Here is a 22,267-nt window from a genome sequence, read left to right as displayed (position 1 = left end):
GCAGTCGAATTCGGATGGCGTCAGAGCATCAGCGCCGCGCACAGCGCGGCCACTGCCAGACCTTGCAGCGTCGCTCGGACGTCGATGATCGAGTCCCACTTCGCCTGCAGCGCAAGCCCGTTGGGGAGCGCGTGGCCCGCGTCGCTGGCCGCCGTCATCCGCCGGTTGATCGGCGCGCTGATCCGGGTGTAGAGCACGAGCCACACCACCAGCAGGACCAGCGCGGAGCCCGCCGCGATCGCCTGCGCCCAGTGCGCCGTGAGGGCGGCAAGTGCCGCGCTCACCGCCGCGGCCACGACCCCGAGCACGCCGGGCAGCGGCATGCGCCGGTCTCCGTACCGGTGCACCCGCCCCATGACCGCGACCAGGGCGTCGTTGTCCAGCGACGCCAGGGCCGGCCGCATCACGATGGCGCAAAACACGTCGGTGCCATAGACCACGCCGGTGCCGAGCACCGCGATCAGCGCCGCGGCCCGGGTGATGTCGTCAAAGTTCATTTCGTAGCTCCTTCGGTGGTAGGTGTTAGCAACGCTAACCCCTTGGTCAGTGTCGCGTCAATAGCGTTGCTAGATTTGCTAGCCGTGATATCCTGAAGCATGCCCATCGAGGATCGTCGTGAGCGTGAACGGACCGCCCGCCGGCGGCTGATCATCGGAACCGCACGCAAGCTGGCCGAGGCCGAGGGCTGGGATGCCGTCACCACACGTCGGCTGTCCACCGAGATCGAGTACAGCCAGCCGGTGCTGTACAAGCACTTCGCCGGCATGGAACAGATCGCCGACGCCGTCGCCCTCGACGGTTTCGCCGAACTCGCCGAAGTGATCCGGGCCGCGCACTCCGACACCGGCGCGGCGGGTGACACCCTGACCCGGGTGGCACACGCCTACCTGGAATTCGCCCGCGACAACCCGGCGGTCTACGACGCCATGTTCACCCGCACGACCGCTTTGCAATTCGCCGCCCAGGACACACCGCCTCAGCTCTTGGAGTCCTTCGCCGCGTTGCATCAAGCGGTCGGCGCGGTCGCCGGCGAACAGGACGCGGACACGCTCACCGAGGTGTTCTGGGCCGCGCTGCACGGGCTGGTCACTCTCGGCCGCACCGGACGGCTGCGCCCCGAGTACGAGTCGGAGCGTCTGCAACTGCTCGTCAACGAGTTCGCTCGCTAGACCGTGGCGGCGAGACCGGGGCCGATAATGAGACAGCACTTGCGCCCACATCAGAGACCTCAATTAAGGTTCATGAGCGCCATGAAAGGCGCCGGAAGTGAGGGGTTTAGCGTATGGCCGACACCGATTGGCTGCTCGAGGCGAAGACGGCGTATGAGCGGGGCAATGCCGCTGCCGCGGCGGCGGCCGCGCTGATCGACATCGCCGGCACACTGAGGACCCAGAAGGAACGCGACTAAGCAACGGTATCAAGCCGTCTCGGCGGCAATCACACGACAAGTTGTCGATTCCGCGGGTCGCGGCGAAGTTGGCCGCCGATTGAGTTTGCTAAAACCACTGCGCCTCTTCATGATTCGATAAGAGCGGCGGGTTCAGGAACGTCAAGGCGCTCGAGCAACCTCGCCATCTCGTGGTCCGATTCGCGTCTAACCCTGGTGATACGGGGCGTGTTGAAGCCGCCGAATTCGGCGCTCGGTTGGTCGCAGGTGAACCATATGGCCCGGTCGGCGGCTTCGACATCGCCGTACGCAGACCTTCAGAGGTGGGGGCGTGCAGCCTCCAGCGCCAGTGCGACTTGGGCCAACCACAAATTGTCGGCTAGCGGTCTTCCGGTGAGTTCGGCGAAACGGCGCAATCGATAGTTGACGGTGTTGCGGTGACAGTGCAGTTCGGCGGCCGTCGCCGACACGGACTGACCGAGCCGAAGCCACGTGTGGACCGTGATTAGAAGAGGTTCACGACGGTCGTCTGGCAACTCGAGAATTGGCCCGAGGGTGGCCATGACTACGGATGCGGCGGCGTCCGGAGAACTAGCGAGCAACACCGCTACGACATCACGGTCGTAGCGGGTGCTCGGGCGATTGGACGTGGATGCCGACACGGCGACTTGTGCTTGGGCGCGGGCTTTCGAGCAGTCAGCGATGTTGGCGAAGGGGCTGCTGAGACCAATCAAGACCGGCGCCTTGGCGCAGATGGTGTCGGCGATGCCGTCCAGCGCTTCGGCGTAATTCCGGCGAAGCGACACGATCCCCAGTTGCGATTGCGATGTGAGGCGAAACCACGAGTCTTGAACAGCGGGATGCGCGGAGATCAGCGTCTCGATGTCGGGGGGCGGGTGTTCGACCGATGAAGCGGTGGCGCTCGTGGCCGCGATGACCGTCAGCTGGCCTGTCCGTGGGAGACCGAGGGCGGCGGCCGCGTCCCAGAACGCCGCTCCGCTGCTGGATTCGTTGAAGAGCACCGTGTCGAGCAGGGCGGCTCGAACTTGCTCGTTGCGCCGCGCGTCGCGGATCTCGATCTCACGGAAAACGGCGTGCGCGCGAAGGGAATTGGTGTTCATCCAAGCGAAGACGGACGGTGTCGCCGCGATCAGCGCTTCTCTTTCACTCTCGTCCGAGTCTGCCAGCTGTGCGAGCTCATCCCAGATGGTCGCCGCCCCCAGGCGGTAGGCGTGCAACAAATTGGACAGCGTCAGTCCTTGGCTGGCGCGCCGGCGAATTGCGGCATCAAAACTGGTGTGGTCGGGTTCGGTGCCACCGTCGATCCAATCCAGCATCTCGGCAAGGTAATCGGCGATGTTGTCCCGAACAGTCTCGCCGCTGTCGTCGTCGCTGGGGAAGTAGTTGGGAACTTCCTCGCGGAGACGATTGAGAACCCTTGTCACGACCGTGTCCGCCTGTCGACGGACGCGATCGGCGAGGGCCGTCAGCGGTCGTTGCTGCAACATGTACCGGATCGTAGAACGCCTTGCGGCGCTGTGCCCCAGCACAGGTTTCACGCTCGTGAATTCGGGCTGCCGTTCATTGTGGTGCCCACCCACAGTGACCAAAGATGAATCCCCATGAACGCCACCTCCGATCGGACCATCGTGCTGGTCCACGGCCTATGGATGACGCCGCTGGCTTGGGAAGACTGGGTTGCGCATTACCGCGCTCAGGGCTTCACCGTGCTCACACCCGGCTATCCGGGCGTGGCCCCCGGTCCGGCCGGCGTCGCCGCGCTGCGCGAGGATCCCGCACCCCTCGCCGATCTCGGGGTGCGCGAGGTTTTCGATCACCTCGCCGAGCTGATTGATGAGCTCGACGAGCCGCCGATCTTGATGGGCCACTCGTTCGGCGGCACCTTCGTGCAGCTCTTGCTTGACGCCGGTTACGGGCGAGCCGGGGTGAGCATTGACGGTGCCGCTGTCAAAGGCATCAACGCGCTGCCGTTCTCAGAGGTCCGGGCTACATTTCCGGTATTGAAAAACCCAGCCAACCTGCACCGCGCGGTCCCCATCACAGCAGAGCAATTCCACTACGCGTTCACCAACACCCTCACCGCAGCCGATTCGGAGATCGCCTATGAGCGTTACGCGGTTCCGGTACCGGCGCGAATCTTGTTCCAGGGGGGTCTGGCCAACGTTACGCACAACGCCGCCACCACCTACAACTTCGCCAACGACGATCGCGCACCGCTGCTTTTCATCGCCGGCGGCCACGACCACATCCTGCCGCCCGCAGTGCAGCACGAGAACTACACAAAAAACGCCAAACACTCGACCGCGATCACCGCCTACAAGCTGTTCCCCCAGCGAGACCACTTCACCTGCGGCGCACCGGGATGGGAAGAAGTCGCTGACTTCGCCTTGAACTGGGCGCTGAACCCCGTGCCCGGGGAACTCGACTGACGCCTCCTGCAATTCGGCCTGAAAGCGATGATCACCCATGACCACTGTGCGCGACGCCATCCTCGACCTGTTCCGCTCACACAATCTGACCACCTGGTTCGGCAACCCCGGCTCGTCTGAATTGGCTCTGCTGCAAGACTTTCCCGACGACTTCCGCTACTTCCTGGGTCTGCAGGAGATGATCCCGGTCGGGATGGCCGACGCATACGCACAAATCACCCGCCGTCCCGCTGTGGTCAACCTGCACACCGCGCCCGGCATGGGTAACGCGCAGGGCCAGATCTACAACGCCTACGTCAACAAGACGCCGCTGATCATCACGGCGGGCAACCAGCGCCGCAACATGCAAAACCAGTACTGCCTACTGACCAACCACGAACCCACCACCACCCCTAAGCCTTTCGTCAAATGGGCTGCCGAACCGGCGATCGCCAGCGAATCCCCCGCCGTGCTGGCCCGCGCAATCCACCTGGCCACCACCCCGCCCATGGGACCGGTTTTCGTCTCGCTGCCGATGGACGACATGCCGATCGAACTGAGCGACGATCAGCTCGCCGACATCAACGTGGTGCGCGACCGCACGGTGACCCACGCGACCGGTTTCCCGACCGAGTTAGCCGAGCAGGTCGCGGCACGATTGGACGCCGCCACCTCGCCAGCAATCATCGTCGGCGGCGACATCGACCGCTACGACGCCTACGACGCGATGATCGAACTGGCCGAGCGCACCGAATCGCCGGTGTTCACCGCCCCATTGACCGGCTGGAGCGGATTCCCGGAGAATCACCGGCTCTATCACGGCGCGCTCCCGCCGGGCGCGGGCTGGATCTCGCAGATCCTGACCGGCCATGACCTCATCCTGACGATCGGGACTGCGGTGTTCCGCTACTACCCGTTGGTGCCCGGGCCGTACCTGCCCCAGGGCGCAACTTTGATCCAAATCACCAACGATCCCGACGAGGCCGCCCGCGCCCCCGTCGGGGACGCGATCGTCACCGACATCCACACCGCGGCAAAGGCTCTGGCCGCGACGGTAAAACCCACCCAGCGCCGCGCCCCCGCACCGCGCGCCGCGGTCCCCGAGCGGGTATCGGCGCAGGTGCCGCTCAAGCCCAGGGATCTGTGGACCGCCGTCGGCCACGCCGCACCCGGTGACACGCTGTGGGTCAGCGAAGCCGGCAGCAACGAGATCCCCATGACCGAAAGCATCCGTCCGCACAAACCGCTGTCGCACCTGTCCGCCGCGGGCGGCGGACTCGGCTGGGGGCTCCCCGCATCAGTGGGCGCTCAAATCGCGGCACCGGATCGGCCGGTCGTGTCGCTGATGGGTGATGGCTCCATCCACTACGCGATCACCGCGCTGTGGAGTGCGGCGCGCTACAACGTCCCGGTCACCGTGGTGGTGGCGTCCAACGCCGAATACGGGGTGGTCAAAGAATTCGGCGTCTGGGAAAAAACCCCGAACGTGCCCGGGCTCGACATCCCGGGCCTCGACATCGTCGGAACCGCGGCCAGCTACGGCGTCGATGCGCACGAAGCACACAGCTCCGACGAAGTCTACGAGTTGGTCCAAGCCGGCATCGCCGACCGCGACCGACCCACCCTGATCAACGCGCGCACCACACCCGTCGCCGGCGGATTCGGCAGCTAGGAGGACTCTCATGGATGACACGATCGTCTCGGCGTTCGCCGCCGTACTCGGTGGCGGTGACACGGTGGCCAGTGACGCCGCCGCCCTGTCCGAAAACGCAAAGGACTACTGGGGTTTCGGCCGGCGGCCCGGCTTGGTGCTGCGTCCCCGCACCCGCGAAGAAATCGTCGCAATCGTCAAAGTCGCGGCACAACAGGATGTCTCGTTGGTCACCCGCGGCGGCGCGTCGAATTGCAGTGCCGGAGTCATGGCCGATTCAGATCGCGTGGTAATCGACCTGACGAAGATGAATCAGGTTCTTGACATCGACCCGAGGGCTCGCACCGCACGGGTGCAGCCCGGGGTGATCAACTCCGATCTCCAGGAGCGGTTGGCCCCGCACAAGCTGGTGTTCTCACCGGACCCGGTATCGGCACATCTGGCGACAATCGGCGGCAACATCATCGAAAACGCCGGCGGGCCACACGCTCTCAAATACGGGGTCACCTACAACCACGTCCTGGCCGTGGAGGCGGTGCTCGCCGACGGATCGGTAGTACAGTTCAGCGCCGACGACCACGGCCCGGACCTGCTGGGTGTGCTCATCGGGTCGGAAGGCACCCTGGGCATACTGACCGAGGCGACCGTGGCGCTGCGGCCCATCCCGCCGGTCACCCGCAGCCTGATGGGCAGCTTCGGTACAGCCCGGCAGGCGGCCGAAACCATCGCCGCGATCATTCAGACCGGGACCGTGCCCGCGGCGGTCGAATGGCTCGACCGCGCCGGTATCGCCGGGCTGCAGCAGTTCACCGACACCGGCTATCCCACCGACGCCGACGCCATCGTGCTCATCGACGTCGACGGCACCGCCGACGAGGTCGACCGCGACGCCGAGATCGTGGAAACAGTGTTACGCCAACACGCTGTCGAGGTGCGTCGCGCCGATGACGACGATGCCCGCGCCAAGCTGTGGTACGGGCGCCTGCATGCCCCGGACGCCGTCGTGCACAGCGGAAAAGGCTTTTTCATCGGCGACGTCACCGTCCCGCGCCAACACATCCCGGAGATGCAGCAGGCGATCCAGGATGCCGCCAAGCGGCATTCCGACGCCCTGCTGTTCATCGCCGTAACCGGACATGCCGGCGATGGTGACCTACACCCGACCACGTTCTACGACAAGGAGAACCCCAAAGCCGCCGCAGCTCTCGAGGCCGCCAACAACGAAATCATCGAAGCGGCACTGAGACTGGGTGGCACCATCACCGGCGAGCACGGTGTAGGCACCGAGAAGATCCAGTTCATGACCAAACGCTTCAGCCCGGTCGAGATCGCAGCCCAGCGCGTCCTCAAGCAGGTCTTCGACCCCGCACAACGCTTCAATCCCGGCATCATGTTGCCCGGAGTGTCACCAGAAGAGCCCGCGCTGCCCGCGTTTGAGGCCGCGGTGCGCGCCGCGCTGGACCGTCGTCCTGGTTCGGCCGCGCCCGCCGACGGCGGCGACACCACGGTCGAGGTCAACACAGGCAACTTGAACCTGGTGGTCGGCGCCGCAGTCACCCTCGGCGAACTCTCGCGGAAACTCGACGAGCAAGGCGTGACGTGCCCCGCCATCCCGATCCAGCGCACTGAACGCACCGTCGGAGAACTGATCGCCAACGCCACCGGTGAGGAACGCCTCGCTGTGCGTCACGGCCTGCTCGGCGTCGACGTCGTCCTGCCCGACGGCGCCGCCGCGGCCCGCTTCGGGGGCCAAAACATGAAAGACGTCGCCGGTTATGACACCAAACGCCTATTCATCGGCGGCAACAACGCATTCGGAACGATCACGCGCGCCGTGTTCAAGATTGCCGTTACCCGCTGACGCCGCGACTGCTGTAACCCACACTCATGTCCTGGCAGATGCACGCCATCGCGGCCTACGGGCGCCTCATACGCCGACCCCGCACTTATGCGACACCGCAAAGTGCGCGCGCCTACCTCGGGCGGCCCAAAACAAGCAGCGGACCACCCCCGCGACTCGCCGCGTCAGCTCGCTACCAACTGGGCCGCGACATCATCGGTGGATTCTGCTGCTACACAGTGCAATCCGCGAGCGGTCAGCCGATTGCTACAGCCGGGCCATCAGTGGTGTACGTCCACGGAGGCGCCTATGTCAACCAAATCGAGCCCGCCCACTGGAAACTGATCTGCGCGATCGCCGACGCGACCCGGCGCCCGGTACACGTGCCCCTCTACGGGCTCGCGCCACAACACTGCGCCGAGGAAGCGATTCACTTTCTGCGGAAAGTGACGGGCCGAGCCGCGCAGGACGGCCCTATCTACCTGGCCGGTGACTCCTCCGGAGCGGGCCTGGCACTGGCAGCCACCCAAACGACCATCAACGAAGGTGCCACCCCACCCCTCGGACTCACCCTGATCAGTCCCTGGCTCGACATCGCACTGACCAATCCCGCCATACCCACCATCGCCAAGCGCGACCCCTGGCTGGCGGTTCCCGGTCTGCGCGAGTGCGGCCGAATCTGGGCCCGACACCTACCGGCAGGCGACAACCGTGTCAGCCCCATCTTCGGTGACGTGCACAACCTTCCACCAATCGACCTCTACGTCGGCGACCGCGACATCTTCCTCGCCGACTGCCGGCGGCTGCGCGAGCGCATCGGCGCCGACCGCATCACCTACCACGAACAGCCCGGGGCAATTCACGTCTACCCGCTACTGCCGGTACCCGAGGCCAAGCCCGCACGACACGCACTGCTCGACCACATCGGCGCCGCCCTCAACGCGCCGCGGCACCACGACGACCGTCGCCACCTCCACTAGAAGCCCTTCGATGAGCCGCACACTCGCCTTCCCCCACACCACCACATCTGAGAGCCTGCGTTTCACCGCGCTGGTGGCACTACCCAATCTGGCTGAGGGCCTCTTCAGCCGCAGGCCCGCCGTAACAACCGCGCTGAACCTACTCGGTGTCGCCCGCAGAGCACACCGACTGCTCACTGCACTGCGCGGCCGCTACGGTGACGGGCCGATTTGGGTGAACGTGGCAGGCAAGCCGACACTGGTCGTCTTCGGCCCCGATCAAATCCGCTTCGTACTCTCCCACGCGCCAGAGCCTTTCGCCTCCGACCCCGAACCCAAGCTGTCCGGGATGAACAAGTTTCAGCCACACGCCCTGACCATCTCCCGAGGCAGCCACTGGTCGGACCGCCGCCGATTCACCGACACCGTCCTGGCGCACGCCACCGGCAGCGGCGCGATCACCGATCGCTGCATTGCGGTCGCTCACGAGGAAGCCAGGTCGATGCCTGACAACCTTGATTGGACACGATTCCACCGCGCGATACAACGAGTTGCGCGGCGAATCATTCTCGGCGACAACGCAACACACGACACACAAATATCGACACAACTAACGACGCTGATGAGGAAGGCCAACCCTCCCGGTAAGGGCGACCCGAAGCTCTTCGACGCCTTCCTGGCCGCCCTGGACCGCTACGTTCAAGCCGCAGACGCAGACAGCCTGGTCGGCTTCTTCGACGCGGCACCCACCAGCGACATCACTCATCCCACCCATCAGGTCATCCATTGGATGTTCGCGATGGGCGACACCCTGGCCATCAACCTCTGGCGTTGCCTGGCGCTGCTGGCCGCTCACCCCGCCATTGTCACCAAGGCACAGAACGGGATCGACGAACAGAACAGCCCCGACTACCTGGTCGGCTGCCTGTCCGAAGCGATGCGACTCTGGCCCAGTACGCCCGTACTCGCCCGAACCCTCACCCAGGCCACCGACTGGGATGGCGAGACAGTGCCTGAAGGAACCCAAATCATGATCGTCAACACCTTCAACCACCGCGACACCAGTCGCCTCCCCGAGGCCGATGACTTCAATCCCACCGCCTGGACCGAAGGTCCCGCGAACGCCTCGTGGTCATTCAACTTCTTCAGTCACGGCCCGCAAGGATGTCCCGGAGCAGATCTTGCGCTGCAACTCGGCGCCGCCGTTTTGACAGCACTGCTGAGCGAACGCAGCCCGGCGGCGACCGATGCCGACCTCCACCCACACCAACCGCTGCCTCTGACGCTGGACCACGCGCGCATCAACATTCGATTAGCACCTCGCCACTGATGACGCGCAAGGCGCCTCGGTGTCGATGCGCGCTGCCTCACGCCAGTTTGACGGAATCGCGAGCGCTTGGTGGCGCTTGTCGGCTGGCCTGCGCGACGGCGGTTAAGGCGTGAATGTCGTGGGCCAACTCGTGGTAGAGCACCGCCGGTCCTAGCCATCTGGCCAAGAGACTCCGGAGTGCTGCTGAGTTGAATGGCCGCGCGGGAGGATCGAGCAGAACCGACTGCAGTGTGCGCACAGCGAGTTCGATGAGATTGTCAATCGCATCCTGGTCGAAGCCATGGCCTGCCCAGTCGACGTCATATCGTCGGAACATCTCCCGCCCGAGGCCAAATGCCGCGCCGGCGGTGAACGAGGCCGACGTGCCACCAGGTAGCCGAGCCTCCAGCACGCGCGCCATCAGCGGGTCGTCGGCGAACTCCTCAGCCGCGAAGGCCACGCCCTCGACGACGGCAGCCGCCGGGTTCGTCCACCCACGCAGATGATCGGCTAGACGATCAAGAAACCCGTTGGCAGCCCTCATCTGGCTGCCGACCACTAACGCTTCGGCGCCGGGAAAGTAGCGGTAGATGGTCTGTCGGCTCACCCCGAGAACCCGGGCTAAATCGCTGATGCGGATGGCGGATCCGCCGTCAGCAATCAGGGAGTCAACCGCGTCGAGAATCCTATTGACGGCTTCCTCATCCGAGGTCGGTGTGTGACCCGACCATCCATGGCTACGCACGGACACGCCCCATCAATGATTCAGTCTCCTGCGGCATGACAATCTGAAGGTAAACGTATTGCGACACCGAGCCGCGTGTCAACACATCTTCCCTCTTCACGCAATACTAACCGTACGAAATCGTTGGTAACAGCGCGCAACTGCCAACAGCAGCCCTCTTCGACACACTGCGGGGATCCGCAACGGTCAGACGCTGACACAACACACTGCGTCGATTTGTCTTGTCAGTTGGCGTTAGGTCTGCTGTGATAGCTCAAGGGATCGCGGCAGGTTCCACTGCACCAGGAGGACGGGCCATGACCGTAACGGAGGTCAACGACATTCGGTACGACCCCTACGATGTGGAACTTCTGGCCGATCCTTACCCGGTGTTCCGGCGGCTGCGCGAGGAGTCGCCGCTGTACTACAACGAGCAATACGACTTCTACGCGCTCAGTCGTTTCCAGGACGTGAGTCGTGCGCTTGTCGACACCGACACCTTCAGTTCAGCACGCGGAATGATCCTCGAAGTGATCAAGGCCAACATCGAGATACCACCCGGCATCATCGTTTTCGAAGACCCACCGGTTCATGACATTCATCGTAAATTGCTCGCGCGGATGTTCACCCCCCGCAAGATCGCCGAACTCGAGGACAAGATTCGCGCGTTTTGCGCACAGTGTCTCGACCCTCTCGTCGGCACTGGACGTTTCGATTTCATCGCCGATCTCGGCGCTCAGATGCCGATGAGAGTTATCGGAATGCTGGTCGGCATTCCCGAAGACGACCAAGAACAAGTCCGGGAACGCTCGAATGCCGCGTTGCTCACCGAGGCCGGCCAACCCATGACCCTGGCCTCGGAAGGCGTCCACTACGACGAGGTGTTCGCCGCCTATCTCGACTGGCGCGCCGAACACCCCTCCGACGACATCACAACCGAACTCCTCAACGTCGAATTCGACGACGAGACAGGAGTCCGCCGAAAACTGACCCGTGACGAAATCCTGCTTTACATCAGCCTCGTCGCCTCCGCAGGCAACGAGACCACCACCCGACTCCTCGGCTGGGCCGGAAAGGTTCTCGCCGACCATCCCGACCAGCGGCGCGAAATCGCAGCCAACCATCGGTTGATCCCACAGACCATCGAGGAACTGCTGCGCTACGAACCCCCCGTACCGCACCTGGCCCGCTACGTCACCCGTGATACCCAGTGGTACGGCCACACGGTGCCCGACGGCAGCGTCATGATGCCGCTGATCGCATCAGCTTGCCGCGACCATCGCCAATTCCCCCCTGACGGAGATCAATTCAACATCCATCGGCAGCCGCGTCAACACCTGGCATTCAGCGTGGGCGCTCACTTCTGCCTCGGAGCGGCACTCGCCAGGCTGGAGGCACGAATCGCACTCGAGGAAATCCTCAAGCGCTTCCCCGAATGGGACATCGACACCCAGAACGCGCACTTATCGTCAGCGTCGGCTGTCCGAGGCTGGGAATCGATGCCCTCGTTCATCTAGCTCAGACGCATCGGCAAGGATTCCAGGCCCCGTAGCGACACGATGGGACGCAGTCGCAGTCTGTTCCGGGGGACGGTGATCTCCAGACTTTCGAACCTCTGCAGCAATTGCGTGACCGCGATGCGGCCCTCCAATCGCGCCCCGCCTGCACTGTCATGCGCCAACTACCACCCCGAAGTAGGCAGGGTGGAGCGCAAATGCGCGAACGAACACATTCCGTGGGGGCGTTGTACCCGCTGTTGTTAGCGACCCTAATGTTCCCAAAATCCCCAACGGGCATGAAAATGGCCCCCGAAGAAGTCTCCGGGAGCCATTTCCGCTGGTAGCGGGGACAGGATTCGAACCTGCGACCTCTGGGTTATGAGCCCAGCGAGCTACCGAGCTGCTCCACCCCGCGTTGGTAAATGACAGGTTACCGAACGCACGTCGCGGCGGCCAAATCGCTGCCTGACCAGCCCATTCTCAGCGGCGCACGCGCGCGGTCAGTGCGCCGAGGCAGCGGAAGTCGCCCACCGGCTGCAGGCCGACCATCAATCGCCCGTCGACCAGCCAGGCCGGCGTGCCGTCGACGCCGCGGTGCCGCGCGACCCACTCGGCCTGCCCGACGGCCGCCGCCGCGCTGCCGTCGGCGAGGGCGGCGTGCAAGTGGCCGACGTCGACGCCGGCCAGGAGCGCGTGCCGGTCGATGACAGCCTGATCGTCGATGTCCTCGCCGAATACGAAGTGCGCGTCGAACAGCCGGCGGCGCAGTTCGGCGAACGCGTCGGGCTCATTCAGCCGCGTCCACTCGGCGGCGGCCAGCGCCCTGCGACTGTGCGGTATCCGCCGGGGCCAGCGCAGCGGCATCGCGACCGCCCGGGCCTGCCGCTCGATCATCGCGTGCCGCGGCCCGTGGCCGAACCTCATCGGCACGCCGCCGGGCGGGATTCCCGGGTGCGCCTGAAACGGCAGCAGGACCACGTCGAACCCGGCTTCGGCGAGGATGGCGGTCCGGTGCTGCCCGACATAGGAGAACGGGCACGCGAAGTCGTACCAGTGCAGCACGGTGCGTTCGTCGTAGTAGGGCTCACTCATCGCTTCCTCCCCCGCGCGGCGTGGATTCCCGGATCAGCGCTTCGGTGGCGCGCGTCAGCAGGCCGGCGGCGTGCGTGGTGCAGCGCCGCAGATCGGGCTCCAATTCGTTCAGCGTGCGGACGGCGGCGAAGCCGGCCGCGCGGGCCTGCGCACCGGTCAGGGTCGACACCCCGGCGATGGCGAACGTCGGCACGCCGTGCCGGTGGGCACGCCGGGACACGCCGATGGGCGCCTTGCCGCGCAGGGATTGGACGTCGAGCGATCCTTCCCCGGTCAATACCACCTTGGCGCCCAACAGGTTTCGGTCCAGCTCGATGAGTTCGAGGATCATTTCGATGCCGGGACGCATGCGTGCACCCAGGACGGACAGCGCCGCGAATCCGACGCCGCCCGCGGCGCCGGCGCCGGGTTGGTTTCGGCAGTCGGTGCCGGTCGCCCGGTCGACGATGTCCGCCCATCGGGACAGGCCGCGGTCGAGCGCGGCCACCTGGTCGCCGTCGGCTCCCTTCTGGGGCCCGTAGACGATCGCGGCGCCGTGCGGGCCGCACAGCGGGTTGTCCACGTCGGCGGCGAGCGTGAAGGCGCTCCGCCCGATGGCGGGATGCAGCCCGCTCAGGTCGAGCCGATCGGCCCGCGCCAGACCGTGACCGTCGGGCGGGACCGGATTGCCATGGTGGTCAAGGATTTCGGCACCCAACGCGACGAGCATGCCGGCGCCGCCATCGGTGCTCGCGCTGCCCCCGACGGTGACGACGATGTCGCGGCAACCGTCGTCGAGCGCGCGGCCGATCATGCTGCCCAACCCGTAGGTGGTGGCGGTCATCGGCGCCGGCGTCGCGGACGGCAGCCGCTGCAGGCCGCAGACGTCGGCCAGCTCGATGACCGCGCGCCTGCCCCTCCGCGCGTAGGCGGTGCGCACCCCCGCACCGGTCGGTCCGCCGACATAGGCGGGCATGCGCTCAAACCCGGTGGCCAGGACGGCGTTCAGCGTGCCCTCCCCGCCGTCTGCGACGGGGAGGGCCACGATCGTCGCCTTCGGGTCGGCCCGCCACACGCCCTGCTCCATCGCCCGCGCGGCCTCGTCCGCCCGCAACGACCCCTTGAACTTGTCGGGCGCCAGGACGATGTGGCCGCCCATCAAACGACCATCCAGCCGAGCCACGGTGTGCTTTGCAGGTACACCAGGACACACATCAGGGCCAGCAGCAGCAGGCTCCACTTGAATACGGTGCGGAACAGGTCGCCCTCTTTGCCCTTCATCTGCACCGCCGCGGTGGCGATGACCAAACTCTGCGGCGAGAGCATCTTCCCGATCACGCCGCCCGACGAGTTGGCCGCCGCCAGCAGGGTTGGGCTGAGGCCGGCCGCGTGCGCCGCGCTGACCTGCAGCACCCCGAAGAGCGAGTTGGAGGAGGTGTCGGAACCGGTGACCGTGACCCCCAGCCAGCCGATGATCGGCGAGACGATCCCCAGCAGGCCGCCGGCGCCGGCGATCCACAGGCCCAGCGTGGTGGTTTCGCCGGACAGGTTCAGCAGGTAGGCGAGCGCCAGCACCAAGCCGACGGTGATTGCAGCGCTGCGCAATTGGATCGCCGCCTGCGCGTACGCCCGTGCCGCCTGGCGCGGGGAGGTGCGCAGCACGAGCATGGTGAGCAGCCCGCTGACGAGAAGCAACGTGCCCGCGGCGGCGAGGAAGTCGAGCTTGTAAATGGTCAGCGGCGAGGCCTTGTGCGCGGCGTTGGCGACGTGCAGGCCGGGCCAGGAGACGCTAGTGCCGCCACGCTTGAGCAGCGCGGTGAACGGCTTCCACATCGACAGCGAGAAGATCACGGTGACCATCACGTACGGCGCGTAGGCCAGCAGGATGTCCCTGCGGGAGTCGGCCACCTCGTCGCGCACCCCGCTCGCCGGCTGGGCGGTCAGCACCGATCCGTTCGGGAGCACGGCGTGTGGGCGGCTCAACCGCCCTGCCGCGCCTTCGGTTTCGCTCCTGTCCGCAACCTCCGCGCCGTCCAGCGGGGCCCTCGGGCGCCAGACCCGCAGCAGCAGCACGATGGATCCGGCGCTGATGATCGATCCGGCGATGTCGGTGAGCTCCACGGAAAAGAAGTTCGAGCACAGGAATTGGACGATCGCGTAGACACCGCCGCCCATCGCGGCCGCCGGCCACGCCTGCTTGAGGCCGTTGCGGCCGTCGACCATGAAGATCAGGATGAACGGGACGATGCACGCCAGGATCGGGGTCTGCCGCCCGACCATCGCACCGAGTGTGTCGAGCGACAGCCCGGTCACCCCCGACAGCGCGACGATCGGAATCCCCAAGGAGGCGAAGGCCACCGGGGCGGTGTTGGCCACCAGCGCCACGGCGGCGGCCTTCAGCGGCGCGAAGCGCAGCGCGACCAACATCAGCGACGTGATGGCCACCGGGGTGCCGAAGCCGGCCAGGCCCTCGATGAGCGCGCCGAAGCAGAAGGCCACGATGACGGCCTGAATCCTGTGGTCCGGGGAGATCGACGCCATGGACCTGCACAGCACGTCGCGATGCCCGGTCTGCACGGTCAGGTTGTAGATCCAGATCGCGTTGAGCACCAACCACATAATGGGGAACATGCCGTAGGCGAACCCGAGCGCGGCCGAGTCGGCGACCTGGGCCGCGGGCATGTGATAGACCCCCCACGCGATCAGCGCCGCGGTGGCGACCCCGACGGCGGCCGCGATGGGCGCCCGCACCCGGAGGCCGCCCAGCAGGACGAACATGATGACCAGCGGCACCGCCGCGACGGCGGCGCTCCAGCCGAGGGAATGGGCGACGGGCGTGTAGTCGGGCTGAAACATCTAGAGCACCGCCCCGGGGTTGAGGATGTTCTGCGGATCCAGGGCCGCCTTGATGCGCCGGGTAAGTTCCATCACGTCGGGGCCCACCTGATCCGGCAGCCAGGCCTTCTTGAGCCGGCCCACGCCGTGCTCGCCGGTGATGGTGCCGCCGAGTTCGATTGCCAGGTGCATGATTTCGCCGAAGGCCAGGTGCGCGCGCCGAGACTGGTCGGCGTCGGTCGGGTCGTGCACGATCAGCGGGTGAGTGTTGCCGTCGCCGGCATGGGCGATGACCGCGCAGACGATGCCACGCCGGTCCGCGATGGCCTCGATGCCCTCGATCAGCGCCGGGAGCGCCGGCAGTGGCACCCCGACGTCCTCGAGCAGGAGGTCGCCGAGGCGCTCAACGGCCGGGATGGCGAATCGTCGCGCGGCCGTGAAGGCCTCGCCCTCGTTCGGGTCGTCGGTGGCGAACACGTCGGTGGCGTTGGCGTGCGTGAACGCCTGTGCGATGAAGGCCATTTCGTTTTCTCGGTCGCCGGGCGAGTCGGACTGCGCGATGAGCATCGCGCGGGCGCCGAGATCCAGGCCCATCCGGAGGTGGCTTTCGACCGCTCCGATCGCGGTGCGGTCCATGAACTCGAGCATCGCGGGCCGCATGACCCGGGTGATGTTGCAGACCGCTTCGGTCGCGTCGCGCACCGAGGCGAACGAGGCCACCACGGTGCTGGCCGGCGGCTGGGGCGGCAGCAGCCGCAGCGTCACCTCGGTGATGACGCCGAGCGTCCCCTCGCTGCCCACGAACAGCTTGGTCAGCGACAAGCCGGCCGAGTCCTTGAGGCGCGGCCCGCCGAGGCGCACGACCGTCCCGTCGGCCAGGACCACTTCCAGTCCGAGGATGTAATCGGTTGTGACGCCGTACTTCACACAGCACAGGCCCCCGGCGTTGGTTGCGGCGTTGCCCCCGATGGAACAGAACTCGAACGACGACGGGTCGGGGGGATACCACAGACCGTGCTCGGCGACGGCTCGTTTGACGTCGGCGTTGATGAGCCCGGGCTGCACCACCGCGGTGCGCGTCACCGGGTCGACGTCGATGTCGCGCATCAGCTCGGTGGTGAGCACGATGCCGCCGTCGACGGCCGTGGCGCCGCCCGACAGACCGGAGCCCGCGCCGCGGGGCACGACCGGGATGCCGGAAGCGCTGGCCCAGCGCAGCACCGCCTGGACGTCCTGGGTGCTCCGGGCGCGCACCACCGCCAACGGGCGACCGGCGTCCGGATCCTTGGCCCGATCTTGTCGATAGCTCTCGACCACGTCCGGGTCGGTGAGCACAAGCACGTCTGGGATGCCGGTGAGCACCTCACCGGCGCGTTCGTCCAGTGCCGTCATTCGCGAGTTCCATTTCGTATGTCGGAATTGTTATTTCGTGATTGCCACCGTGGCATGGCTCACTTTTGCCTGTCAAAGGAAACCCCGGTTGTCAGTAAGTCCTTTCGCCAATTTCACCGCGCCTGACCGGCCATCACCGGAAATCCGGCTGCGCGGCGGTTGACAACGGTCCCGAGGGAGGCCTTCACTGATTCCGTTATTTGACTTATCTATTTCGTATTACGGAATCACTATCGGAGGGGAGTGCCGTGTCGCCTGCGACCTACACGGTGAACTGTTCGATCCTGTTCACCGATCTGCCCCTGCTCAAGCGGCCGGCGGCGGCCCGGCAGGCGGGCTTTGAGGCGGTGGAGTTCTGGTGGCCGTTCGCCGAGGCGGCGCCGCCGGACGGCGACGTGGATCCGTTCGTCCGCGCGATCCGCGACGCCGGCGTTCAGCTGAGCGGGCTGAACTTCGCGGCGGGTGACATGCCGGCCGGCGACCGGGGCATCGTGTCCGACCCCGCGTCGGTGACCGCGTTCCGGGACAGCGTGGACGTCGCCGTCGAGATCGCGAAGTCGCTCGGTACCCGGGCCTTCAATGCGCTGTACGGCAACCGCATCGAGGGCTTTTCGCCGGCGGCCCAGGACGACGTGGCGGCCGAGAATCTCGCCTATGCGGCGCAGGCCGCCCAACGCATCGGCGCGACGGTGCTGATCGAGCCGGTCAGCGGCGCGCCGCGCTACCCCGTCAGGACCGCGGCGGACGCGGTCCGGGTCGTCGAGCGCGTGCGCAGCCGGTCGGGGTACGAAAACCTGCGCGTGCTGGCCGATCTCTACCACCTGTACGTCAACGGCGATGACGTGACGGCCGCCCTGCACGCGCACGCCGACCGGGTCGGCCACGTCCAGATCGCGGACGCGCCCGGTCGCGGCGAGCCGGGAACCGGCGAGATCGCGCTCGACAAATACGTCGGGATACTGCTCGACCGCGGCTACGACGGGTATATCGGCCTGGAGTACAAGCCCAGCCGGCCCGACACTTTCGACTGGCTGGCCAAGGCCGAGCGGTGCCGCGGCGGCGTCAACATCGAATCCCTTGCGGCACAAGCGGGAATGAGGAACAAATGAGCACCATCGCTTTCATCGGGTTGGGCATCATGGGCAGCCCCATGGCGTGCCACTTGGCCCGGGCCGGCCACCGTGTCGTCGGCTACAACCGTTCGCCGGAGCGCGCCGCCGCGCTGGTCGAGGCCGGCGGGGTCGCGGCGGAGTCGATCGCGGAGGCGGTGAAGGACGCCGACGTGGTGGCCGTCATGGTTCCCGACTCCCCCGATGTGCGCGACGTGTTGTCCTCGGACGGCGGGGTTTTCGCGCACGCCCAGCCCGACACGCTGGTGATCGACTTCTCCTCGATCCGCCCCGACGTCAGCAGGGAGCTGGCGGAGGAGGCGCGGCGACGGGGGTTGCGCATGATCGACGCGCCGGTCTCCGGCGGGGAGGCCGGCGCCAGGAACGCGTCGCTGTCGATCATGGTCGGCGCCATCGACCGTGACTTCGACTCCGCCAAGCCAATTTTAGAGGTCGTCGGCAAGACGATCGTCCACGTCGGCCCGAGCGGGGCGGGTCAGACCGTCAAGGCCGCCAATCAACTGATCGTCGCGGGCAACATCGAACTCCTCGCCGAGGCGATGACCTTCCTGCGGGCCTACGGGGTGGACCTCGACGCGGCGGTCACGGTGCTGGGCGGCGGCCTGGCCGGCTCGGCGGTCCTCGATCAAAAGGCTGCGAAGATGTTGGCCCGCGACTTCGACCCGGGCTTCCGGATCGAGTTGCACAACAAGGACATGGGCATCGTGACCGACGCGGCCCGCGAGGTCGACGTCGTCATCCCGCTGGGCGCCGTCGTGGCCCAATTGATGGCGTCCGCGCTCGCCAACGGCGACGGGGCGCTCGATCACTCGGGCCTGCTGCTGGGCGTCGAGCGCCTGTCGGGACGCGGGGAAAGCTAGCGCCATGACGCGGATATGCACGGTCGACGCGGCCGTCAGGATTCTCGAGATCGAGGGTGCCACACAGGCGTTCGGCCTGCCGGGCGCGGCGATCAACCCCTTCTATTCGGCGATGCGCGCCCACGGCGGGATCAGGCACGTGCTGGCCCGCCACGTCGAGGCCGCCAGCCACATGGCCGAGGGGTACACCCGCGCCGCGCCCGGCAACATCGGCGTCTGCGTCGGCACCTCCGGCCCGGCGGGCACCGACATGATCACCGGGTTGTATTCGGCCAGCGCGGATTCCATCCCGATCCTGGCGATCACCGGGCAGGCGCCGGTGAGCAGGCTGCACAAGGAGGACTTCCAGGCCGTCGACATCGCGTCGATCGCGGCGCCGGTGACCAAGATGGCCATGACGGTGCTGGAGCCCGGACAGGTGCCCGGCGCGTTCGCCCAGGCGTTTCACCTGATGCGGTCGGGCCGGCCCGGGCCGGTGCTGATCGACCTGCCCATCGACGTGCAGCTCGCCGAGATCGACTTCGACCCAACGGCTTACGCCCCGCTGCCCGTCTACAAGCCCTGTGCCGGCCCGGCGCAGATCAACAAGGCGCTCGACATGCTGCAGACGGCGCGGCGCCCGCTCATCGTCGCGGGCGGGGGCATCATCAACGCCGACGCGTGCGACCTGCTCGTCGAGCTGGCTGAGGTGCTCAACGTCCCCGTCGTGCCCACGCTGATGGGCTGGGGCGCGATCCCCGACGACCATCCGCTGGCCGCCGGCATGGTCGGGCTGCAGACCGCGCATCGCTACGGCAACGCGAGCATGCTCGAGTCCGATTTCGTGCTCGGGATCGGAAACCGCTGGGCCAACCGCCACACCGGCGGGCTGGACACCTACCGGCGCGGCCGCCGCTTCGTGCACATCGACATCGAGCCCACCCAGATCGGCCGCGTGTTTCCGCCCGACCTCGGTATCGTCTCGGACGCCAGGGCGGCGCTGGAGCTGCTGGTGGCGCTCGGGGCGGCGCGAGCCGCCGCCGGCTCGCTGCCGGACTGGAGCGGCTGGGTCGCCGCCTGCCGGCATCGCAAGGAAACCCTGCACCGCAAGACCCACTTCGACGACGTTCCGATCAAGCCGCAGCGCGTGTACGAGGAGATGAACCGCGCCTTCGGCCGCGACGTCCGCTACGTCACGGCGATCGGGCTCTCGCAGATCGCCGGCGGCCAATTCCTCAACGTGTTCAAGCCCCGGCATTGGATCAACTGCGGCCAGGCCGGCCCGCTCGGCTGGACCGTGCCCGCCGCACTGGGGGTGGTCGCCGCCGACCCGACCGCGACTGTTGTGGGTTTGTCGGGCGACTACGACTTCCAATTCCTGATCGAGGAACTGGCCGTCGGCGCGCAGTTCAACCTGCCCTATGTCCATGTGGTGGTGAACAACTCCTACCTCGGGCTCATCCGGCAGGCCCAGCTGAACTTCGACATGGACTACTGCGTCTCGCTGGCCTTCGACAACATCAACGCCCAGGAAACCGGGGACAGCGACCTGCCCAAGGGATACGGCGTCGACCACCGCAGCGTCGTGGAAGGGTTGGGCTGCAAGGCCATTCAGGTCACCGAACCGTCCGACATCGGCCCGGCGCTGAGCCGGGCGCAACAACTGGCGCGCGAACACAAGGTCCCGGTCGTCGTCGAGGTGTTCCTGGAGCGGGTCACCAACATCGCGATGGGCAGCGAGATCGACAACATCACCGAATACGACGAGCTCGCGACGCTGCCCTCCGACTGACCGGCGGGCTGCTTGCTGCCGGCGCCAATTTCGTGATACGAAAAAGCGCAGGCGGGATGACGGGCCCTCGGGGCTGGATCGGAAGCGGTGATGGCTCGCGAAGCTGCACGTACGGGCGGCGTTCAGTCGGTAGAGCGGGCGTTCGAGCTGCTGGAGATCCTGGCGACCATGGGCGGGACCGGCGCGCTCGGCGACCTCGCGGCGCGGGCGGACCTGCCGGCGCCGACGATCCATCGGCTCGCGCGCACCCTGTTGGGCATGGGTTACCTGCGGCAGCTGCCCAACCGGCATTATTCGTTGGGGCCCAAGCTGATCCGGCTCGGCGAGAGCGCGGCGCACCTCGTCGGCACCTGGTCACGGCCGCACCTACTCGAGCTGGTGGAACGCACCGGTGAGACGGCGAACATGGCGCTGATGGACAACGACATGGCCGTCTACGTCGCGCAGGTGCCCTCGCCGCACTCGATGCGGATGTTCACCGAGGTGGGCCGCCGGGTCTACCCGCATTGCACCGGCGTCGGCAAGGCGCTGCTGATGCAGCTGCCCAACGACGCGGTGCGCGCCCTGGTGGCACGAACCGGGATGCCCGCCGCGACCGAGAACTCCCACACGACCCCCAAGGAGTTGCTCTCCGACATCGAGCTGTGCCGGTCGCGCGGCTACGCCGTCGACGAGGGCGAGCAGGAGGTGGGCGTGCGGTGTTTCGCCGTGCCGGTGCCCGACGCGCCGTCGTTGACGGCGATCTCGATCTCCGGCCCCGCGGCGCGCGTCACGCTGAAATCCGCCACCGAGGTCACCCCCCTGCTGAAGCGCGTCGCCCGCGACATCGCCTCGGAGTTCGACAGGGAGGCCGCCGGGTAGGGCTCAGTGCGACGGCGGGTTCAGTCCGTAGCGCCGCCTGATGTCGTCCATCCAGTCCGGGTTCCCGTACGTCAGACCGTATTTGGCTGCCAATTCACCAAATTCGGGCAAGTCGTGCAGGACCTTGCCGACGGGGTCGTTCGCGTGTTCGACGAGCAGCTCACCGAGCTCGCGGAAGTAGTTTTCGAATCCGCCGGGGGTGATGATCTCGACGATGCGGCCGGGCTCGCTGCCGGCGTTCCACATCGCGTGCATCTGCCCGCGCGGCTTGGTGATGTATCCACCCGGACCGAGAACCACCTCGCTGTCGTCGGAGCGGAATCCGATCTCGCCGGCCAGCACGATCGAATGCTCGTCTTCGCGGGTGTGCCGGTGCGCGGCGGTGAGGACGCCGACCGCGAAGGGGTGTTCGACGATGGACACCTCGCCGCCGTTGTTGCGGCTGGACAGCTTGAACACCGCACCGAAACCGGGCAGAGCTACGGAATCGCCCTCTCCGGGCTGCACCACCGTGACCGGGATACCATTCGCCTCGTCCATCTGCTCACC

General features: G+C 66.7%; 20 protein-coding genes and 1 tRNA gene. 12 read left to right on the top strand and 9 right to left on the bottom strand.

The genetic code is table 11. From position 1 onward, the window contains the following. Positions 1–20: 20 nt before the first annotated feature. Positions 21–497 (bottom strand): DUF1772 domain-containing protein, encoded by a 477-nt coding sequence (locus tag AC5Y7V_RS08260; RefSeq protein ID WP_499879510.1) that lies wholly within the window; start codon positions 495–497, stop codon positions 21–23. 99 nt (positions 498–596) lie between these two features. Between AC5Y7V_RS08260 and AC5Y7V_RS08255 the strand changes: the two genes are divergently transcribed. Then, a complete protein-coding gene (locus AC5Y7V_RS08255) occupies positions 597–1,169 on the top strand; it encodes a TetR/AcrR family transcriptional regulator (protein ID WP_499879509.1) in 573 nt (190 codons plus the stop codon). Between the two features lie 113 nt (positions 1,170–1,282). Then, complete coding sequence (locus AC5Y7V_RS08250) at positions 1,283–1,408, top strand: hypothetical protein (protein WP_499879508.1); 126 nt, start codon at positions 1,283–1,285, stop codon at positions 1,406–1,408. 296 nt (positions 1,409–1,704) lie between these two features. Here the strand turns inward: AC5Y7V_RS08250 and AC5Y7V_RS08245 are convergent, their stop codons facing one another. Further along, entirely contained in the window at positions 1,705–2,895 is a 1,191-nt protein-coding gene (locus tag AC5Y7V_RS08245; RefSeq protein WP_499879507.1) for a PucR family transcriptional regulator, read from the bottom strand. Between the two features lie 114 nt (positions 2,896–3,009). Here AC5Y7V_RS08245 and AC5Y7V_RS08240 point away from each other — a divergent pair, with 114 nt between their 5' ends. The 5 genes from AC5Y7V_RS08240 to AC5Y7V_RS08220 all read left to right on the top strand — a co-directional run bounded on the left by AC5Y7V_RS08240 (position 3,010) and on the right by AC5Y7V_RS08220 (position 9,596). Further along, positions 3,010–3,837: an alpha/beta hydrolase gene (locus tag AC5Y7V_RS08240; RefSeq protein WP_499879506.1), complete on the top strand. Its 828-nt coding sequence runs from the start codon at positions 3,010–3,012 to the stop codon at positions 3,835–3,837. Between the two features lie 37 nt (positions 3,838–3,874). Further along, the gene (mdlC, locus tag AC5Y7V_RS08235) at positions 3,875–5,488 is read left to right on the top strand and encodes a benzoylformate decarboxylase (RefSeq protein WP_499879505.1); all 1,614 of its coding nucleotides are present in this window, start codon (positions 3,875–3,877) and stop codon (positions 5,486–5,488) included. Positions 5,489–5,498: 10 nt separating this feature from the next. Further along, positions 5,499–7,328 carry an FAD-binding oxidoreductase gene (locus tag AC5Y7V_RS08230; RefSeq protein WP_499879504.1) on the top strand — a complete coding sequence of 610 codons (1,830 nt, stop codon included), beginning with the start codon at positions 5,499–5,501 and terminating at the stop codon, positions 7,326–7,328. 266 nt (positions 7,329–7,594) lie between these two features. Continuing rightward, the gene (locus AC5Y7V_RS08225; protein WP_499879503.1) at positions 7,595–8,287 is read left to right on the top strand and encodes an alpha/beta hydrolase fold domain-containing protein; all 693 of its coding nucleotides are present in this window, start codon (positions 7,595–7,597) and stop codon (positions 8,285–8,287) included. A 10-nt stretch (positions 8,288–8,297) separates the two neighbouring features. After that, positions 8,298–9,596: a cytochrome P450 gene (locus AC5Y7V_RS08220; protein ID WP_499879502.1), complete on the top strand. Its 1,299-nt coding sequence runs from the start codon at positions 8,298–8,300 to the stop codon at positions 9,594–9,596. 37 nt (positions 9,597–9,633) lie between these two features. Here the strand turns inward: AC5Y7V_RS08220 and AC5Y7V_RS08215 are convergent, their stop codons facing one another. Then, positions 9,634–10,320: a TetR/AcrR family transcriptional regulator gene (locus tag AC5Y7V_RS08215; protein WP_499879660.1), complete on the bottom strand. Its 687-nt coding sequence runs from the start codon at positions 10,318–10,320 to the stop codon at positions 9,634–9,636. A gap of 296 nt (positions 10,321–10,616) precedes the next feature. Here AC5Y7V_RS08215 and AC5Y7V_RS08210 point away from each other — a divergent pair, with 296 nt between their 5' ends. Then, positions 10,617–11,816 (top strand): cytochrome P450, encoded by a 1,200-nt coding sequence (locus tag AC5Y7V_RS08210; protein ID WP_499879501.1) that lies wholly within the window; start codon positions 10,617–10,619, stop codon positions 11,814–11,816. A gap of 320 nt (positions 11,817–12,136) precedes the next feature. On the opposite strand, the gene AC5Y7V_RS08205 is transcribed toward AC5Y7V_RS08210, so the two are convergent. From AC5Y7V_RS08205 to AC5Y7V_RS08185, 5 genes are all read right to left on the bottom strand, one after another. Continuing rightward, positions 12,137–12,213 (bottom strand) — tRNA-Met (locus tag AC5Y7V_RS08205). Positions 12,214–12,278: 65 nt separating this feature from the next. Beyond that, positions 12,279–12,890, bottom strand: coding sequence for a DsbA family oxidoreductase (locus AC5Y7V_RS08200; protein WP_499879500.1), 612 nt, complete (start codon positions 12,888–12,890; stop codon positions 12,279–12,281). Then, the gene (locus tag AC5Y7V_RS08195; protein WP_499879499.1) at positions 12,883–14,028 is read right to left on the bottom strand and encodes a glycerate kinase; all 1,146 of its coding nucleotides are present in this window, start codon (positions 14,026–14,028) and stop codon (positions 12,883–12,885) included. The genes AC5Y7V_RS08200 and AC5Y7V_RS08195 overlap by 8 nt, the downstream gene beginning before the upstream one ends. Beyond that, the gene (locus AC5Y7V_RS08190; protein WP_499879498.1) at positions 14,028–15,725 is read right to left on the bottom strand and encodes an L-lactate permease; all 1,698 of its coding nucleotides are present in this window, start codon (positions 15,723–15,725) and stop codon (positions 14,028–14,030) included. The genes AC5Y7V_RS08195 and AC5Y7V_RS08190 overlap by 1 nt, the downstream gene beginning before the upstream one ends. Further along, positions 15,726–17,096, bottom strand: coding sequence for an FAD-binding oxidoreductase (locus AC5Y7V_RS08185; RefSeq protein ID WP_499879497.1), 1,371 nt, complete (start codon positions 17,094–17,096; stop codon positions 15,726–15,728). A gap of 248 nt (positions 17,097–17,344) precedes the next feature. Here AC5Y7V_RS08185 and AC5Y7V_RS08180 point away from each other — a divergent pair, with 248 nt between their 5' ends. From AC5Y7V_RS08180 to AC5Y7V_RS08165, 4 genes are all read left to right on the top strand, one after another. Continuing rightward, a complete protein-coding gene (locus AC5Y7V_RS08180; protein ID WP_499879496.1) occupies positions 17,345–18,205 on the top strand; it encodes a hydroxypyruvate isomerase family protein in 861 nt (286 codons plus the stop codon). After that, on the top strand, positions 18,202–19,086 hold the full coding sequence (locus tag AC5Y7V_RS08175) for a 2-hydroxy-3-oxopropionate reductase (protein ID WP_499879495.1): 885 nt from the start codon (positions 18,202–18,204) through the stop codon (positions 19,084–19,086). Before AC5Y7V_RS08180 ends, AC5Y7V_RS08175 begins: the two co-directional genes overlap by 4 nt. Positions 19,087–19,090: 4 nt before the next feature. Continuing rightward, positions 19,091–20,857, top strand: a complete 1,767-nt coding sequence (gcl, locus tag AC5Y7V_RS08170) for a glyoxylate carboligase (protein ID WP_499879494.1) — start codon at positions 19,091–19,093, stop codon at positions 20,855–20,857. Positions 20,858–20,947: 90 nt separating this feature from the next. Beyond that, positions 20,948–21,718 carry an IclR family transcriptional regulator gene (locus tag AC5Y7V_RS08165; RefSeq protein ID WP_499879493.1) on the top strand — a complete coding sequence of 257 codons (771 nt, stop codon included), beginning with the start codon at positions 20,948–20,950 and terminating at the stop codon, positions 21,716–21,718. A gap of 3 nt (positions 21,719–21,721) precedes the next feature. Here the strand turns inward: AC5Y7V_RS08165 and AC5Y7V_RS08160 are convergent, their stop codons facing one another. Beyond that, complete coding sequence (locus AC5Y7V_RS08160) at positions 21,722–22,258, bottom strand: cupin domain-containing protein (protein ID WP_499879492.1); 537 nt, start codon at positions 22,256–22,258, stop codon at positions 21,722–21,724. Positions 22,259–22,267: the final 9 nt, after the last annotated feature.

Source organism: Mycobacterium sp. NGS34 (genome assembly GCF_059812845.1).
The sequence above is the reverse complement of the archived record's forward strand: the minus strand, read 5'-3'. Positions and strand labels throughout refer to the sequence as shown.